Source organism: Pedobacter nototheniae, assembly GCF_004335085.1.
GTDB lineage: Bacteria > Bacteroidota > Bacteroidia > Sphingobacteriales > Sphingobacteriaceae > Pedobacter > Pedobacter nototheniae.
On sequence record NZ_RQRS01000002.1, the window covers coordinates 293979 to 311436 of the forward strand.

Genomic DNA, 17458 nt, shown 5'->3' on the forward strand with positions numbered 1-17458 from the left:
TGAAAGACTAATATAGGCAGAATTTAAACTTTTTCTACCCAGTTGCCATCATCTTTAATGATATCAATCAATTCGTCAAGTGCAAATGCTGTGGTTACATTCTTTTTAACCACCTCTTTTCCTCTGTAAAGGGTAATTTTATCGGGACCAGTACCCACATAACCATAATCTGCATCGGCCATTTCGCCAGGTCCATTTACAATACAGCCCATAATACCGATTTTTATCCCTTTTAAGTGGTCGGTACGAGATCTGATGAGCTGTGTGGTTTCCTGTAAATCGAAAAGTGTACGGCCACAACTTGGACAAGAAATATATTCTGTTTTACTTATTCTGGTACGTGTTGCTTGTAAAATACCAAAACTAGTTGCATTAATTAAGGCTAAATTTTGACCAGCTGCATCAATCCAAATCCCATCACCAAAGCCATCAGTAAACAAAGCACCTAAATCTGTAGCTGCATATAACATTAAATTATCTGCATTAATATTTTGATAGCTACGTTTAATAATTACAGGAATTTGAATATTCTTTTCTTGCAAAGCCACAAAAAATGTTCTCTGCTCTGCCATGCCGTGTTCGGCAGAGGTTGTAAGAATTAAGACTGTATTGCTGCTAAATTGCCCGATAGCTGAATTATCAAATTGGTTGGCATCAACTTCAACAAAATTCAAAAATTCGTCTTTAATTTCAGCTTTTTCAAACTCTGTTAAAGAAAATAAAGGGTGACAATTATTCTTATCTTTTAATCCAAGCCATGTTTTGTGGTTGTAAACTTGTTTTAAATTCCCAGGGAAAGAGAAAGAAGGTAAATTATCTCCTAAATAAACTAAATCACAAGCTTGGTCGGCAAGGTTATACTTATCTAAACCAGCGCTGTAATTATAGCCTACAGTATTTAAAAAGAAAGGGTCTTTAAGGTTCTCTTTAGAAACATCAACCATTACTACCGGATGATGGTGACCACCAATATGTTGTACAGTTTCAGTAACACGACGATTATATTCGTAAGGAGAATAGGTTGCTAGCTGGAAGTTTGCAGTTGCATGCTTTGCTAATTCGTTACTTTCGACAGCAGTCTGTAAACCTCTTTTCACATATCGATCTGCCAAAGCTTTTGCAACTGGCGCTTCAAACTCAGGATCTTCGGTTAAAGAAACCCGAATGGTATCGCCAAGGCCATCTTCAAGCAAAGTTCCAATACCAACAGCAGATTTTATACGTCCATCTTCACCATCACCAGCTTCGGTAACACCTAAGTGCAACGGATAATTCATTCCCTCTTTTACCATGGTTTCTACCAAAAGGCGATAAGCCTGAACCATTACCTGCGTATTGCTGGCTTTCATGGAAATAACCAGGTTATAATAGTTTTGATCTTCGCACATGCGGATAAATTCCATTGCAGATTCTACCATACCACGAGGTGTATCGCCGTAATGGCTCATAATTCTATCCGATAGGGAACCATGATTGGTACCAATACGCATGGCGGTGCCATATTCTTTACAAATTTTAACTAGCGGAATAAACTTTTTGTTAATTCTTTCCAGCTCTGCATTGTACGCATCCTGTGTATATTCTAAATTTTCGAATTTCTTTTTATCGGCGTAATTACCAGGATTAACCCTCACCTTTTCTACAATTCTGGCGGCCATTTCGGCTGCGTTAGGTGTAAAGTGAATATCCGCAATTAAAGGAACATTATAACCACGCAAGCGCAACTCCTTTTTAATATTAGCCAGGTTTTCGGCTTCCTTTATGCTTGGGGCAGTAATACGCACATATTCGCAACCAGATTCTACCATGCGGATAGTTTGTTCTACCGTTGCTAAAGTGTTCATGGTATCAGTGGTTGTCATAGATTGAATTCGTATTGGATTATACCCTCCAAGGGCAATATCTCCAATATTTACTTCGCGGGTTAAAAACCTGGAATACTGCGTTAAACTGTTGCAATACCCTCCACTTAACTCATGTTTTACTGATAAATTTTCCATGCGTTGCAAAGATACAATATTGAATTTTGAATGAGAGAATTTTGAATGTTGGAATGTTGTAATTATATCAACCTATCTTTTATTACCAAAGTATTTGCTGCGATATCATGCCAGCACTGATTTTTCTTATTTAGGAAGCTGTACAAATAGCCAAAGAAAACTGGAATCACAGAAAGGATTTTAGAAAAATTTCTAATAATTGAAGTGCCAATTGAAACACGGCTACCTTCCATATCGGTAACTTTAATGCTTAATAATCTTTTGCCAATAGTTGCTTGCTTTGTTGAGGCTTCGGCAAAACTGGCATAAATTAATTTAAATATAAAAATAGCGGGCAACGGCACTACAAAGGCCATAATACGCTCGTCTTTACCTTCGATAAATATATAACTGGTTAAAATAATTAAGCTGTAAACTATAAAAATCAGGAAGTGATCTATCACGGATGCCAGCAGGCGCTGATCGAATGCAGCAAAATATTGAGGGGCTGTTTTTTGGTAAACAAAGCCTAAAAGCTCACGCAATTCTGGCATTGCATGAGCTTCTTTATAATCGTCCATTCCTGGTTTACGAATAAAAGTGTTTGGCTTTATATCTAAGGTTTTTAACTCATTTAAAGTATACGGACCTTGAGGTTTACCATTTACAACAATTATATATTCTTCCATTCAGGGCTTAGGTTTAAGGGTTAGGAGATTCAGCTTGAAACTCTGGTTTTAACCCTTAAATTTCAACTTAATATCTTTGAACTTCAAAACTACTCAATCCACCGTCTAAATTAATAAAGATTTTTTTGGTTGATGATTTATAGTTTGATGTTTCATAAACGCCATCGCTAATTTTATCGAAACCATCGAAATCTTTGGCAGATAAACCTGTTTTAGTTTTAATTCTGCAACCCGAATTTGTAGGTACCTTAATTTTAATATCAGCCACTCCCGATTTTACAATTACATCAGTGATTGGCAACAAATCTCCTACTTTAATATCCATTGAAGCTGCACCACCTTCAAAACGGAAGGTTCTGATTTTATAATCGGCGAAGTCAAAATCTGCTTCTCCAGCACCAAGTTTCATAAGGATATCCCAGATTGGAGCTTTATTTAGTTTAAAATTAACATCATTTCCGCCATCACCAAAATTCCATTTGTTCTTTTTATCCTGCATTTTGAAGGTTAAAAGCGTAGCGGTATCGGTAACTTGTTTAGTTAAAGAGAAATCACCATGCTTTTTCTTAATATCAGCATTAATTAGTTCAGATGTTTCTCCTTTTAGGTTAAAAGAAATACCACCTCCTGAAATATTTAAAACTGTCTTTTTGGTAGAATCAAGTGCTACAAAGGGCTCAGACATTTTAAGATGATTTGATGAAATGGTGTCATTATCGTCGTTATCATTATCGCTATCATCGTCATCTATATTAATATCAACATTATTTTTACCCCACCAAGAGTGCTCGGGCGGTTGTTGGCCTTTATAAAAAAGAAATGATAAAGTTACCACAAGTACCGCAATGGAAATAATATGTCCCATTTGAGAGTTGTTGCGGTTAAACAAAATATTAACCCCGGCAATGATTAGAAAAACTGGCCAAAAGTGCCATACGTTGCGCCAATAAAATTCTATTACACCAAAATTTTCCAGTAGAAGTACCCCACCTATAAAAAGCAGTAAAATACCCCAAATTAATCTATCTAGTTTCATAACGTTTATTATTGAGGGTTAACGGATGATGAATTATTATCTTCTTTAGGTGCTTCTGCTTCGTTTACAATTATTGCATCATTTGCAACAGTTGTAGTTTTAGGATCTGCGGCAGCCTGCTGATTTTGTTGATTTTGCCAATCTTTCCAATCATTTTTTCTTTTTGATTTGGCGATAATGCTAATACCTAAGGCAATAAAAATCAATGGCCATAAGTTTCTAAATCTAAAAAAATCAGGTATTAAATCGAACTCACGCATTAAGAAAAAACATCCTACAACCAATAAAACTAAGCCACCAATAGTTCGTCCGGTATCATTTGGTTTATTAAATTGATTGAAATTAGGTTGCGTTTCAAAAGGTTTCTTTTGTGCGCCATCATTAACTGGCTGATTCCAATTCGCGTTTCCAGTACCAAAAGAAGTAGCAAACGGATCTGCAGTTCCAAATGGTGGTGTGTTTGGATTATTTTTATTAAAATAATCGTTAAACTTTGAAAATCTTGCTGCCGGATCATTATTTACTGGTAAAATAATCCACATCACAATATAGGCTAATAAGCCACCTCCAGCCATAAATATAGCCGATAATGCAAATAATAATCTAATTATGGTAACCTCCACTTGCATATAATCTGCAAGGCCAGAAGCTACACCGGCAATCATCTTATCGTGTTCGTTTCTAAAAAGCTTCTTTTCCATAATGTAATCTCCTTTATGTTTAAAAATCCAGCGGAGTAATTAGTACTTCATCAACGTTCACGCCTTTACTTAAGTTTAAAATGGTGAAGAGCGTTTCTGCAATATCCTCTGGCTGTACAAATTTTTCATCGGGAATTGTTGTTCCTTCCCAGGATGACGTTTTAGTAGAGCCTGGTAAAAAGGCAGTCACTTTTACGTTGTAAGGAGCTAATTCTTGCCGCAATACATGATTAAGACTAAGCATCGCTGCTTTTGTTACACTATAACTACCGCCATTTTTTACAGGTGCATTACTGGCTACAGAACAAATGTTAAAAATATGTCCTCTATGCTCAGAACGCATTTTTTTACCAAAATATTTACTGATATAGTAGCTAGCATTTACATTGAGTTGCTGTTGTTTTTCGAAAGTTTCATCTTCTTCATCAAGCAAACTACCTGGCAAAAAGATGCCAACATTATTTACAAGCACCTCTGCAAAGCCTACATTTTCCCCTGATGAATCTAAAAATTGGTAAACCTGATTTTTATCGGCACAATCAACCGCAAAAATTAAAATAGTATTTCCATAAACAATTAATTCGTTTTTCAACTGCTCCAAATCGGCTAATCCTCTGGCTATCAAAACCAAATCACATCCTTTTTGGGCTAATTTAACTGCAATTGCCCTACCTATTCCCTTTGTTGCACCTGTTATTACCGCTTTCATATTTTTGTGGTTTAATTTTTGTAAGCAAAAAACCATATTTATATTTAAAACCACGAATATTTTTACAATTAGCAAAGCCCTACAAATTATTTATCGTTTCTTTGTAGGATTATAGATTTAACATTTAAATTAAGCAAAATTATACAGAATGAATTTCACCAATTTTGGCAGATACATCCTGCTACTAAAATCTGTATTCAGACGGCCGGAGAAACTAAAGATATATCTTAAGGAAATTGCCAAGCAAATGGATTATGTTGGAGTGGGCTCTTTAGGGCTTATTGCCATTATATCAACCTTTATTGGTGCGGTAATGACGTTACAAATTGCTTTCCAGCTGGTGAGTGATTTTATTCCTAAAACAATTATTGGTTCTGTTAACCGAGATTCGAGTATTTTAGAATTAAGCCCAACCATTAGCGCAATTGTTCTTGCTGGAAAAATCGGATCAGCCATTTCATCAGAAATAGGATCTATGCGAGTAACCGAACAAATTGATGCCCTTGAAATTATGGGGATTAATGCGCCAGGTTATTTAATCTTACCTAAAATTATTTCAGGCATTACCATGGTACCCATGTTGGTTATCATTTCTATGTTTTTAAGTATTACTGGTGGTTATATTGGCGGTTCAGTATCTGGCGCTGTTACACCTAATGAATATTTACAAGGTATTACTACAGATTTTAATCCATATACCATTGTTGTAGCTTTAGTTAAGGCATTTGTGTTTGGTTTTATCATTACTTCAGTTCCTGCCTACGAAGGTTTTTACGTTAAAGGTGGTGCCTTAGAAGTTTCACAAGCCAGTACAAGAGCAGTTGTAATTAGTTGTATTTCAATTTTAGCCTGCGATTATATCGTAACCCAATTGTTATTGTAATGATAGAGATTAAGGATATTTATAAATCATTTTCCGGAAATGATGTATTAAAAGGCATTTCTGGTGTATTTGAAGAAGGAGTTACCAATCTTTTTATCGGTGGTTCGGGTTCAGGAAAAACAACACTACTAAAATGTATGGTTGGTTTGCACCAACCTGATTCTGGCTCGGTATTGTACGATGGACGTGATTTTACGCCCATGAGTTATGAAGAGCGTATTGAAGTTCGTAAGGAAATTGGAATGCTTTTTCAAGGATCGGCTTTATTTGATAGTATGACGGTTGAAGAAAACATTATGTTTCCTTTAAATATGTTTACCAATCAATCACGAAGTGAAAAATTAGAAAGAGTAAATTTCTGTTTAGAACGTGTAAATCTAGAAGGTAAAAACAAACTATTTCCAGCAGAATTATCTGGCGGGATGAAGAAACGTGTGGGTATTGCCCGTGCTATCGCGATGAATCCAAAATACTTATTTTGTGATGAGCCAAACTCTGGATTAGACCCTAAAACTTCAATCGTTATTGATGAATTGATTAAGGAAATTACAGAAGAATATAAAACAACTACCATTGTTGTAACACACGATATGAACTCTGTAATGGGCATTGGCGATTATATTTTATTTTTGCACGAAGGAAAAAAATTCTGGGAAGGCAGCAATAAAGAGATTGCTCATACCGATATTCAGGAACTAAACGACTTTGTATTTGCCAGCCGCTTTATGAAGGCAGCAAAAGATAAGTTTTAGGAAGTTAAAACAAATCGTCATTGCGAGCTACGAAGCAATCTCCTTCTGTATATCTTCGCATTAACATTGCTTCATAGCTCGCAATGACGGACTACACAAATATTAAATGATACAATTACTTGCTCCCACACACTGGAAAGATTACGAACTGATTGATTGCGGGGATTTTGAAAAATTAGAACGTTTTGGAAATGTTATTTTAATCAGACCAGAGCCTCAGGCCGTTTGGAAGAAAACATTATCAGAACAGGAATGGAAAAAAACAGCTACCATTACTTTTAGAGGCCGCTCTGCTACTTCTGGAGAATGGGTAAAAAAGAATCCATCAACACCAGATCGTTGGCATGTTGAATATAAAAACAATGAAGTTGCTATTAAACTTCGCTTGGGCTTAACATCTTTTAAGCATGTTGGTGTTTTTCCGGAGCAAGCCGTTAACTGGGATTTCATTTCATCATCGATCAAGAAATTTAAAACACCGCAGCCAAAAGTATTAAACCTTTTTGCTTATACGGGTGCTGCATCTTTAATTGCAAATGCTGCTGGTGCAGAAACCACTCACGTTGATTCTATTAAACAAGTTGTTACCTGGGCCAATGAAAACCAAGAACTTTCTGGTTTAAAAAATACCAGATGGATGGTTGAAGATGCCCTTAAGTTTGTAAAGAAGGAACTTAAAAGAGGTAAAAAATACAATGGTATCATCTTAGATCCACCTGCTTATGGCCACGGGCCTAACGGGGAAAAGTGGAAACTGGAAGATCACATTCAAGAAATGATGCAAGATGTTGTTCAACTTTTGGATGAGAAAGAGCACTTTTTAATCCTTAATACTTACTCATTAGGATTTTCTTCTGTAATTGTAGAAAATTTAATTCGTACATCGTTCCCTCAGGTTAAAAACCTTGAAACCGGAGAATTGTACTTACAAGCAACTGCGGGCATAAAACTACCGTTAGGTGTTTTCGGCAAATTTTGCAATGTGTAAATGTTAATTACTTTATTTTGAATTATCAGGAATCCGATATACTTTCATAAAATCGGAAAACTATCTTAATGCTTTTAAAAAAACCTATTAATAATCTATGAAATTTCCACAATTAGCGGGCACACTAATACTTGGGTTTGCCGCCATCAGCTTATTCGCCAACTGTAACTCTGACGGAAAAAGCAGCGTTGGTAAAATATTTTCTTCAGACACAACTAAAAAGAAAACAGATTCTGTAGCAACAAATGTGATGAAGCCTGTTGATCCTAAATTGTACGATTCGCTAACCCGCAAGCTTGCAAACGGCGATACTACAGGCAAATGGCCAGTAAAAAATCAGCCTATTCCTTTAGCAGGAGCTATTTTACCTTTTAAACGTATTGTTGTTTATTATGGCAACCTACATTCAAAAAAAATGGGCGCACTTGGAGAATATGCACCAAAAGATATGTGGCAACGCTTAAATGCAGAAGTTAAACACTGGGAAAAAGCAGATCCTTCTACGCCAGTACAGCCAGGCTTACATTATATTGCTGCAGTAGCAAGTGGTACACCAGGTAAGGATGGAAAATATATTAACAGAATGGCAAACAGCCAAATTGACTCTGTTTTAGCTATAGCAAAAATGCATCCTGGAACTATTGTGTTTTTAGATTTGCAGGTTGCTTTAAGTAATATCAAAGCAGAATTGCCACATATTGAAAAATATTTACAATTGCCATATGTACACTTAGGTATTGATCCAGAATTTTCAATGAAAGATGGCTCCTTACCTGGTAAAAAAATTGGAACTTATGATGCTGCTGATATTAATTATGTATCAGGTTACTTAGCGGATATGGTTAAAAAATATAACTTGCCTCCAAAAGTTTTCACCGTTCACCGCTTTACCAAAAAGATGGTAACTAACTATCAAAATATTAAGTTAAGACCAGAAGTTCAGATTGTAATGCACATGGATGGATGGGGCGAACCTGAATTGAAAAAAGGAACTTACCGTCACTTCATTTATTCTGAACCAGTACAGTTTACAGGCTTCAAATTATTTTATAAAAATGATTTGAAAAAGGAGCCAAAACGTTTAATGACTCCTGAAGAGTTGTTGAAACTTACACCAAAACCGATATACATTCAATATCAATAAAACCGAAGCCTGCAATTAAATTGCAGGCTTTTTTTATGCACTTAAACGATTGCATATCAAGGAACTTAGAGCTTTTAGGAATAAATAATTTAATTACAATCATAGCCTCGTAAATATTAATTTTTAAAGGCTTTTTATGTACATTTCGAAAACTTTATACCTTAGTTTTTCGTTAAATTAGATTATGCAAACAGCAACATTTGGTGGAGGATGCTTTTGGTGCACCGAAGCCGTATTTCAAACTTTAAATGGAGTAAATCAAGTTATATCCGGTTATATGGGTGGCGAATTAAAACACCCAACTTATATGGAAATTTGCAATGGCGATACGGGTCACGCAGAAGTTATACAGATTGAATATGATGAAACCGTAATCAGCTTTTCTGAGTTATTGCTTGTTTTCTTTAAAACACACAATCCAACTACTTTAAATAGACAGGGAAATGACATGGGAACACAATATCGCTCTGTCATTTTTTATGATAATCAGGTACAGAAAAAGGAAGCTGAGAAAATGATTGATGATTTAACCAAACAAATGGTTTTTGATAAGCCCATTGTTACAGAGATTAAACCTGTATCCGAATTTTATGAAGCGGAGGATTATCATCAAAATTATTTTAACCAAAACCAAGGTAAACCTTACTGTGCTTTTGTTATTCAACCGAAATTAACAAAATTCACTTCTGATTTTAAGGAAAAAATTAAGCCTGAATTTCTCGAATAGTGTTACTCAAAAGTGAGTAACGCATGCTGGCTTGCGGTATGTAAATCTCTCCAAACTCTATTAATTTCAGTTTCCTTTCTTGCTGCTTCCAAACCACAATAAATAAATAAAACATCAGAAATTTTTCTGGCAGTATGTGCCAATTTCCTGCTCATAGCACTTACTTCCTCTAATTTATTGGGCTCAACAAAATCATTTGAAATAAGTTGTTCCCATGATGCATCAAAACTGTTATAAAATTCATTTCTAATCGTCTTTAGCTCATCTTTGCATCTATTTAATTCGGATTCGAAATGGGCAATCTGCTTTTCATTATATCTTTTTAAACCAGAACGGGAATAGAAAGAATGCTCCACTAAACGGATAAAGTGCTTAGCCATTCCCAAATTATTTACAGCAAGTGTAGTTTCTGCCAGCTGCAAGAAAGGATAGTTAAACCCTTCATCCTTCACGTTAATTTCTTTATTAATTTGGAAAGTTCTGTTTACTGGCACATTTAAATTTATAACTTCAAAAGCATGACTTCCGGTTGCAATTAACCCAAAATAAGACCAGCCTGGTAAAATATTTACTTCATCCTTTTTAAGAATAAAGGATTTTATTTCTGGTTCGCCATTCTCATCCAAAACATCTTCACCATTTGCATTTTTTATGATGCAGTTTGCTGTAAATATGGTTGCATGCAGAGCTCCACTAGCATATTTCCAATGCCCATTAATTAAATAGCCTCTATCTGTTTTTACAGCTGTACCACCAACAGCTCCGCTCCCAGCAAAACAAACCTCACGATCAGAGAAAATCTCCTTAGCCAAATCAACATCCAGGAAACCTGCAAACCAGCCTGCGCCGCTGCAAAGTGTCACCGTCCACCCTAAACTCCCATCTAACTCTGCCAAAGTTTCTTCTAGCCTTAAAATTTCCGGAAGCTTTTTACCAGGACCTCCGTATACTTGGGGCACAAATAACTTAAACCAATCTTGCTGGTAGGCAAGTTCTAATATTTCCGAATGCAGCGTACCCCTTTCTTCAGATGCGGCGGCAAATTCCTTTACTTTATCCTGCCAGATTGCTACTAAAATATCTTCCATATTAAAATGCCGTTTCTAATTTCCCTTTGTTATAGATTTTTTTCCAATCGATAAAGCCAAAAATTGCAACGATGAAAAGTATGGTTGTGAGCACCGCAAACATGGCTAATTTTTTATGAATAAACAGTGGGATGGCAACCAGATTTGAGATATTAAGGAATATCCAGTTTTCTATTTTGCGTTTGGCCAGAAGCCACATTCCTGCCCAGGCGGTTGATGAAACAAAAGCATCCCAAATGGGCACATCAGAATTTGTGAACCGTTTAAGCACCACATAAAGAAAACCAAAACCAACAATAGATATAATTAAAGCTATGGTTAAATCTTTTTTAGATGACCATGATATTTGAACTCCATGATCTTCTTTTCGCTTCTTCCATATCATCCATCCATAAACACTCATTACCAAATAATAAATATTAAGCAGTGTTTCTGCATATAAATGAACATTTAGCAATAAAAACATGGATAAACAAATGGAGATTATTCCTGTTGGATAAAGCCAAATGTTGTTTCGCTTAGCGAGTAATACTTCGGAAACGCCAAAACCTACGGCTAGCCATTCGATTAAAGAAGTTTGTAAAATCTGATTAAAAAATAGCGTGCCCCACTCCTGCAAATTTATCATTTACTTTAAATATTAATTTGTAAAGACTGTTACAGGGGCGAACAGCAATGTAATTTAACCTCTTCCCTACGTCGGCATTACCCGAATCAGGTGCATTAGAAGGTAGAAAGTTTACAGTGTAGGGCGAAGGGTTAAAAACCTTCTACCTTAACCTTTTATCTTAACCTCTAAATGGGTATAATCTCAGCCAATGTTTGCAACAGAAATTGCATAAACATCAGCACCCCTTTGAGCAGGACAAATATAATTTTTAAATCGGAGAATTAAGGTTTAAAGGGAAACTATATAAATTTCAAAAAAAAATGGTTCGTATTTTACGAACCATTTTATACTATTATTTCATTTATAAATTAAAATAAACCCAACTGTCCTTTGTCATCAATTTCGATGTCATTTGGGTTGGTAATTTCGAAATCAACTTTTTTAGCAGGCTTTTCTTCCGTTTTAGATTCTTCTTTTACTTCCTCTTTTTTAACAGATTCTTCCTTTTTTACAGGTTCAGTTTTTACCGTTGGTTTTTCAACGGCAGGCTTTACCTCTGGCGATTTAGAAGGCATTTCTTCAACAGATTCAGCTTCATCTTTAACTGATGTTGCCACATTTTCTATTATCGGCTCAGCAGCTTCAGGTATTGACTTGTTTACCTCTATCTGTGGGGCAGTTTCTTCAACATCTGCAACACCATCTTCTAAAGTTTCTGTTTCCTCAGTAAACTCGTTTTCATCTTCACCTCCATTACCATCAGCATCTTCTTCAATCTCTGTTATTTCTTCGGGTTCATCCAAAACTACCGTTTGAACATCATGTGGAGATAATCTGTTACCATTTGCTTTTAATCCTTTTACATCAATCAATTCAGACAATACTAAATCCAGGGTTTCTGGAATTTGTGTTTTACCTTTCAATACATCAACAATAATTTTTGCTGCAGGATTAGCCGTTAAAAACAATAATCTTGATTTTGGCTCTTCACTAATGAAATAAATTTTCTTGCCAACGGATTGAGATTCGAAAATAAAGCGTTTTACAAAATAGTTTTGTGCTTTACCATCGTAATGTACTGCGGCAAAAACCTTTTCGGGATTATATTTTTGAATCAGGATTAAACCATCATCAAAATGGTTACTTAATTCAAAAGAACTAAGTTCATAATAGCCATCCTTATGAATTTGTAGAATTTTATCGTCACCATCAAATTCGCCCAAATACTTACCACGTCCATCAACATTTAAACGTTTCAATAAATCATCATACCAAATTTTTAATCCAGATAATGTTGAAACGCCTTTACTTTTCAATATGATCTTTTTAACAGGGTATTTCGAAATAATATTTCCTTGAGAACCGCGGCCCTTTATGGCTACCTCGGCAAAATCCTGATCAAATTGGAGCTTACGTAATTTTGAATGTGGTTTTAAGGCTACGTTAACAACTTCTGCTTCTCCGTTTGGATTAGCCGTAAAATATAAAACTTTGGAACCTTTAGAGCCTTTAGTCAGGTCGTATTCCTTATCACGAGTAACCCCAACTACTGCAAAACGTTTAATGTAAGCTGTGCCACTTGCACCATCTTTATAAATCATATTGTAGATGGTACGCTCATCATTTTTCTTAAATACCTGTGCGTGGATAATCCCTTTACCCACAAAAGTTTTATCAGCTACTTTGGTGATGATACATTTTCCATCCTCACGGAAAACAATAACTTCATCAATATCGGAACAATCGGCAACAAATACATCCTTACGCAAGCCAGAACCAATAAAACCATCGTCGGGGTTCATATAAAGCTTAATATTTGCTAAGGCTACCTTTGCAGCTTCTACACGATCAAAAAGACGGATTTCTGTTTTACGCTCCCTGCCTTTACCATATTTATCTTTTAATTTTTGAAACCAGGCAATGGCGTAATCGGTTAAATGTTTAAGGTGATTTTTAACAACCTTAATTTCATCTTCCAGATTTTTCATTTGCTCATCGGCTTTTTTCACATCAAAACGGGTGATGCTACTCATCGGCTTATCGATTAGCTTTTTAAAATCTTCTGGCAAAATTTCACGGTAAAGTGAAGGTTTAAAAGGAGCAAATAATGCATGTAATACTTCAACAACCTGATCAAAATCTGTTGAGTTTTCATATTCAGGATTTTTATACATGCCTTCCTGAATAAATATTTTTAATAAGGAACTGAAGAAAATTTTCTCCTGCAACTCGTGCAAGCGAATTTCCAATTCTTTTTTAAGTAATCTTTTAGTTTGTTGCGTATTTTCAATTAAGATGTCATTTACACTTAAAAAGTGCGGTTTATCTCCTTGAATAATACAGGTATTTGGCGATATAGATACTTCACAGGCGGTAAAAGCGTATAAAGCATCAATGGTTACATCAGGAGAAATTCCTGGCGCTAAGTGCACTACAATTTCAACATTTGCAGCAGTATTATCTTCAATCTTTTTAATTTTAATTTTACCCTTATCATTGGCAGATAAAATACTATCAATTACAGAGCCTGTTGTGGTACTAAAAGGAACTTCAGTAATAACTAGAGTCTTTTTATCCTTCTCGGTAATTTTTGCCCTAACCCGAATTTTACCCCCACGTTGCCCTTCATTATAGTTTGAAAAATCGGCCATACCACCCGTAAAGAAATCGGGAAGGATATTTGGTCGCACGCCTTTTAAAACTTCAATTGATGCATCCAGTAATTCGACAAAATTATGCGGCATTACTTTGGTTGCCAAACCCACAGCAATACCTTCAGCACCTTGTGCCAGCAATAAAGGAAATTTTACGGGTAAAGTTATGGGCTCGTTATTACGGCCATCATAACTTAATTGCCAAATAGTTGTATCTGCATTAAAAACAACATCATTGGCAAATTTAGATAAACGGGCCTCAATGTATCGAGGAGCCGCAGCACTATCTCCTGTTACAGGATCGCCCCAGTTTCCCTGACAATCTATTAAAAGATTTTTTTGCCCTATTTGAACCATTGCATCCCCAATAGATGCATCACCATGTGGGTGATATTTCATGGTATTGCCGATAACGTTGGCCGCTTTATTAAAACGTCCATCATCCATCTCCTTAAGCGAGTGCATAATACGGCGCTGTACAGGCTTTAATCCATCATGAATATGCGGAACAGCCCGATCAAGAATTACATAAGAAGCATAATCGAGAAACCAGTTTTCATATAGCCCATTAATTGGCGTTATGGTATGTTTATGATCCTGTCCATCCGGCAGGTTGGTATCGTTTACGTTTTGGTCTAATTCTTCACTCATCTATTTACAAAAATTGGCAGCTGTAAATATAATAAAAATGATTGCTCAATGTGAATACAGGTTATTCACATTGAGTCATAAATCCACAGTGTCAGCAGCTTTTAAAGCATATTTTTTATTCGGCTTTATAAAACGTTCAAAAATTAGTTCCGAAGTTGTTTAAACTTTTGGTTGTTTAGCCATTTTACCCTTGCAGTTGGTGTTATTACCAATCGCATATAATTACATCATAACACCTTACTTAGATCACATTTAGATGGTACGGTGATAACACCGACCACAGGTAAAAATCGCTAAACTTATGTTCATAGTCATAATATTTGGTTACACTTACCGTCCTTGCAATGAGATCAATCTTTTTCTGTGAATTCGGTGATTCCGTGGCTAATGTAACTGCGTGTTTCTATAGGCTATCCATAACAGCAGTTAATAGTTTCCTCAATGTACCCCTACCAAACCTTCCCGACTAATCGGATTCTCTCCGTTGCAGCCTCAGATAAGCTCCCGACGACTGGATTCGCCCGTTGTACCCCTACAAAACCTTCCCGACGATTGGATTCACTCCGTTGCAGCCTCAGATGAGCTCCCGACGACCGGATTCTCTCCATTGCAGCCTCGGATAAGCTCCCGACGACCGGATTCTCTCCATTGCAGCCTCAGATGAGCTCCCGACGACCGGATTCTCTCCATTGCAGCCTCAGATGAGCTCCCGACGACCGGATTCTCTCCATTGCAGCCTCAGATGAGCTCCCGACGACCGGATTCTCTCCAGCAGAGCCTCGGATGAGCCCCCGACAACTGGATTCTCTCCAGCAGAGCCTCGGATGAGCCCCCGACAACTGGATTCTCTCCGCTGTGCCGCTCCCGCATGCGTCTCGCTTGTGGTACTCAAGTAGTAAACATGCTATAATATATTTAATTAATGAGCCATAATTACAGGTACTTTAGCATACTACCACAAGCGAGACGCTTGCGGTAGCGAGAGAAATTTACCAAATCAAGCGCACAATCTTTGTATCTAAACCGGATTGAAACGGTATCCCGATTTTTTCTATCGGGATATAGTGTAAAAGCAGGACTTCAATTGCCATGCACACCGAAGTGTTCATTTCCAAATTCTAATGCCTAGCAAAAATAACCAGCTACCTAACGAAAACAACCAAAACAAAAGATTGCTTCGTTTCGATGAAGAATCGAAAACTCGCAAAGACGGATTATCGTGCTGAGGTATTTTAACTCAATCGGCCTTGCTACGTTGGTTGCAGCGACCTGGGCGCATATTTAACTTTTCTATACGTTTCGAAAAACCATAATCCTCTTTCGAAAAATTTCCTACCTTGTAACGCAACATACGTTGGAAAGATCCAATAAACTTAATTATTCACAATAAGCCCAGGCATACTGGTTAAAGTCTAGCATCACTTCGGTCTCCGACGTGTGTTGCAGCGACCTAGGCGTATATTTAACTTTTCTATAAGTTATCTAAAAACGATAATACTCTTTCGAAAAATTTCCTACCTTTATAACGCAACCAACGTTGGAGAGATCCAACAAATTTAATTATTCACAATAAGCCCAGGCATACTGGTGAAAGTCTAGCATCACTTCGGTTTCCGACGTTGGTTGCAGTGACCTGGGCGTATATTTAATTTTTTCAAAATGCAACCAACGAAAAATCAATTTGCCTTAGCCGAGCTCAAGTTCAGTTATCAAACCTTTAAGCAATCATTTTTTGCAAATGAGCAAGAATTATCTGCTAATTTTTTTATGGATTTATACCATGAATCCAAGCCAGCCAGCACCAATCAATTTTATGCAGTTTTTATAAACAATGATGAAGAAATCTTATGTTGGTATTTATTACCAGAGGTTATAGATATTGAAGTAAGCTGTAAGCAAATGGCAGGTTTAGCCATTGCGTGTAATGCAAGCGGTATCAGCATTGTTCATTGTAGCAATGCTGATCGGTTAAGATTTGGAAAATTTGATCGCTTCCTGATGTTGAGTTGCTTTACTGCCTGCGATGTAGTTGGCATACAATTAATAGACTATCTATCTTGCTCTCCAATGGGTTACATTAGTTTTAAAAACGAATTTTTAAATTAAGAATATCAAACCTCACGGGTTTTTAAATGGAGCAGTTTCAATAACGTCATTAAAACCAATATAAACTCCAAATTATCCTCCCGTGAGGATTACTAACAATGTTAAAGCCTTGGTGTAACCAATCTATCCTCTACAAAAACAAAAGGCAAAAGGCTTTTTACGCCGTTAACTTTTAAAACTTCACCATTGAGGCAATAAAATAATACTTGAATTGGTTTGTTTTGTTTCATTTCAAACTCTGCCATTACCTGTAAGCAAGCGCCACAAGAGGTAATGGGCTTCATAATTTCAAATGAATCTGTTTGTGCAGTAATTGCCATACTTTCTACAATGGCATTAGGGTGGCTAACTCCAATAGTAAAAAGGGCTACTCTTTCGGCACATAAGCCTGATGGATATGCAACATTTTCCTGGTTACTCCCTAAAATAGTTTCACCTGAGGCTAATTGAATTGCTGTACCTACTCTAAATTTCGAATAGGGTGAATAAGAACTTTCCAAAGCTTTTTCTGCCTGTTTGCACAATGCTCTATCTTTTTCACTTAAATCTTCTATACCAGTATAATGCTCGTAAGTTATATTTAGATCTATTGATTTCATAATTAGTAATTTCCAAATCCGCTTAATTAAATTTTTATAGCGGGCGAACAATTTAGGTTATTTTTTGTATTATTAAAACAAAACGTGCCATAAATTAATTTACGTGGCATAATTTTAGCTTTTAGTAAGAACCAAACACGCT

The 17458-nt window shown here is 36.3% G+C and carries 15 protein-coding genes; 6 read left to right on the plus strand and 9 right to left on the minus strand.

All coding sequences use genetic code 11. The features are described 5' to 3' along the window. Positions 1–23: 23 nt before the first annotated feature. From ispG to EHC72_RS03245, 5 genes are all read right to left on the minus strand, one after another. On the minus strand, positions 24–2000 hold the full coding sequence (ispG, locus tag EHC72_RS03225; RefSeq protein WP_131536043.1) for a (E)-4-hydroxy-3-methylbut-2-enyl-diphosphate synthase: 1977 nt from the start codon (positions 1998–2000) through the stop codon (positions 24–26). A gap of 62 nt (positions 2001–2062) precedes the next feature. Then, a complete protein-coding gene (locus EHC72_RS03230; protein WP_131536044.1) occupies positions 2063–2668 on the minus strand; it encodes an RDD family protein in 606 nt (201 codons plus the stop codon). Positions 2669–2735: 67 nt separating this feature from the next. Then, positions 2736–3704, minus strand: a complete 969-nt coding sequence (locus EHC72_RS03235; RefSeq protein WP_131536045.1) for a LiaF transmembrane domain-containing protein — start codon at positions 3702–3704, stop codon at positions 2736–2738. Between the two features lie 8 nt (positions 3705–3712). Further along, positions 3713–4405 carry a PspC domain-containing protein gene (locus EHC72_RS03240; protein ID WP_131536046.1) on the minus strand — a complete coding sequence of 231 codons (693 nt, stop codon included), beginning with the start codon at positions 4403–4405 and terminating at the stop codon, positions 3713–3715. Between the two features lie 19 nt (positions 4406–4424). Beyond that, the gene (locus EHC72_RS03245; RefSeq protein ID WP_131536047.1) at positions 4425–5114 is read right to left on the minus strand and encodes an SDR family oxidoreductase; all 690 of its coding nucleotides are present in this window, start codon (positions 5112–5114) and stop codon (positions 4425–4427) included. A 148-nt stretch (positions 5115–5262) separates the two neighbouring features. On the opposite strand from EHC72_RS03245, the gene EHC72_RS03250 reads away from it, so the two are divergent. The 5 genes from EHC72_RS03250 to msrA all read left to right on the plus strand — a co-directional run bounded on the left by EHC72_RS03250 (position 5263) and on the right by msrA (position 9608). Further along, positions 5263–5997, plus strand: a complete 735-nt coding sequence (locus EHC72_RS03250) for an MlaE family ABC transporter permease (RefSeq protein ID WP_131536049.1) — start codon at positions 5263–5265, stop codon at positions 5995–5997. Next, a complete protein-coding gene (locus tag EHC72_RS03255; protein ID WP_131536051.1) occupies positions 5997–6749 on the plus strand; it encodes an ABC transporter ATP-binding protein in 753 nt (250 codons plus the stop codon). Before EHC72_RS03250 ends, EHC72_RS03255 begins: the two co-directional genes overlap by 1 nt. 106 nt (positions 6750–6855) lie before the next feature. Further along, complete coding sequence (locus tag EHC72_RS03260) at positions 6856–7737, plus strand: class I SAM-dependent methyltransferase (protein WP_131536053.1); 882 nt, start codon at positions 6856–6858, stop codon at positions 7735–7737. Positions 7738–7834: 97 nt separating this feature from the next. Continuing rightward, a complete protein-coding gene (locus EHC72_RS03265) occupies positions 7835–8881 on the plus strand; it encodes a hypothetical protein (RefSeq protein ID WP_131536055.1) in 1047 nt (348 codons plus the stop codon). Between the two features lie 184 nt (positions 8882–9065). Then, entirely contained in the window at positions 9066–9608 is a 543-nt protein-coding gene (gene msrA / locus EHC72_RS03270) for a peptide-methionine (S)-S-oxide reductase MsrA (RefSeq protein WP_131536057.1), read from the plus strand. A gap of 2 nt (positions 9609–9610) precedes the next feature. Here msrA and EHC72_RS03275 read toward each other — a convergent pair whose 3' ends face one another. From EHC72_RS03275 to EHC72_RS03285, 3 genes are all read right to left on the minus strand, one after another. Next, a complete protein-coding gene (locus EHC72_RS03275; protein ID WP_131536059.1) occupies positions 9611–10696 on the minus strand; it encodes an acyl-CoA dehydrogenase family protein in 1086 nt (361 codons plus the stop codon). Position 10697: 1 nt separating this feature from the next. Continuing rightward, positions 10698–11324: a nicotinamide riboside transporter PnuC gene (gene pnuC / locus EHC72_RS03280; RefSeq protein WP_317126310.1), complete on the minus strand. Its 627-nt coding sequence runs from the start codon at positions 11322–11324 to the stop codon at positions 10698–10700. A gap of 350 nt (positions 11325–11674) precedes the next feature. Beyond that, a complete protein-coding gene (locus EHC72_RS03285) occupies positions 11675–14611 on the minus strand; it encodes a DNA gyrase/topoisomerase IV subunit A (protein ID WP_131536061.1) in 2937 nt (978 codons plus the stop codon). 1659 nt (positions 14612–16270) lie between these two features. Between EHC72_RS03285 and EHC72_RS03290 the strand changes: the two genes are divergently transcribed. Then, on the plus strand, positions 16271–16717 hold the full coding sequence (locus EHC72_RS03290; RefSeq protein ID WP_131536063.1) for a JAB domain-containing protein: 447 nt from the start codon (positions 16271–16273) through the stop codon (positions 16715–16717). Between the two features lie 101 nt (positions 16718–16818). Here the strand turns inward: EHC72_RS03290 and EHC72_RS03295 are convergent, their stop codons facing one another. After that, positions 16819–17316 (minus strand): cytidine deaminase, encoded by a 498-nt coding sequence (locus EHC72_RS03295; protein WP_131536065.1) that lies wholly within the window; start codon positions 17314–17316, stop codon positions 16819–16821. Positions 17317–17458 lie beyond the last annotated feature (142 nt).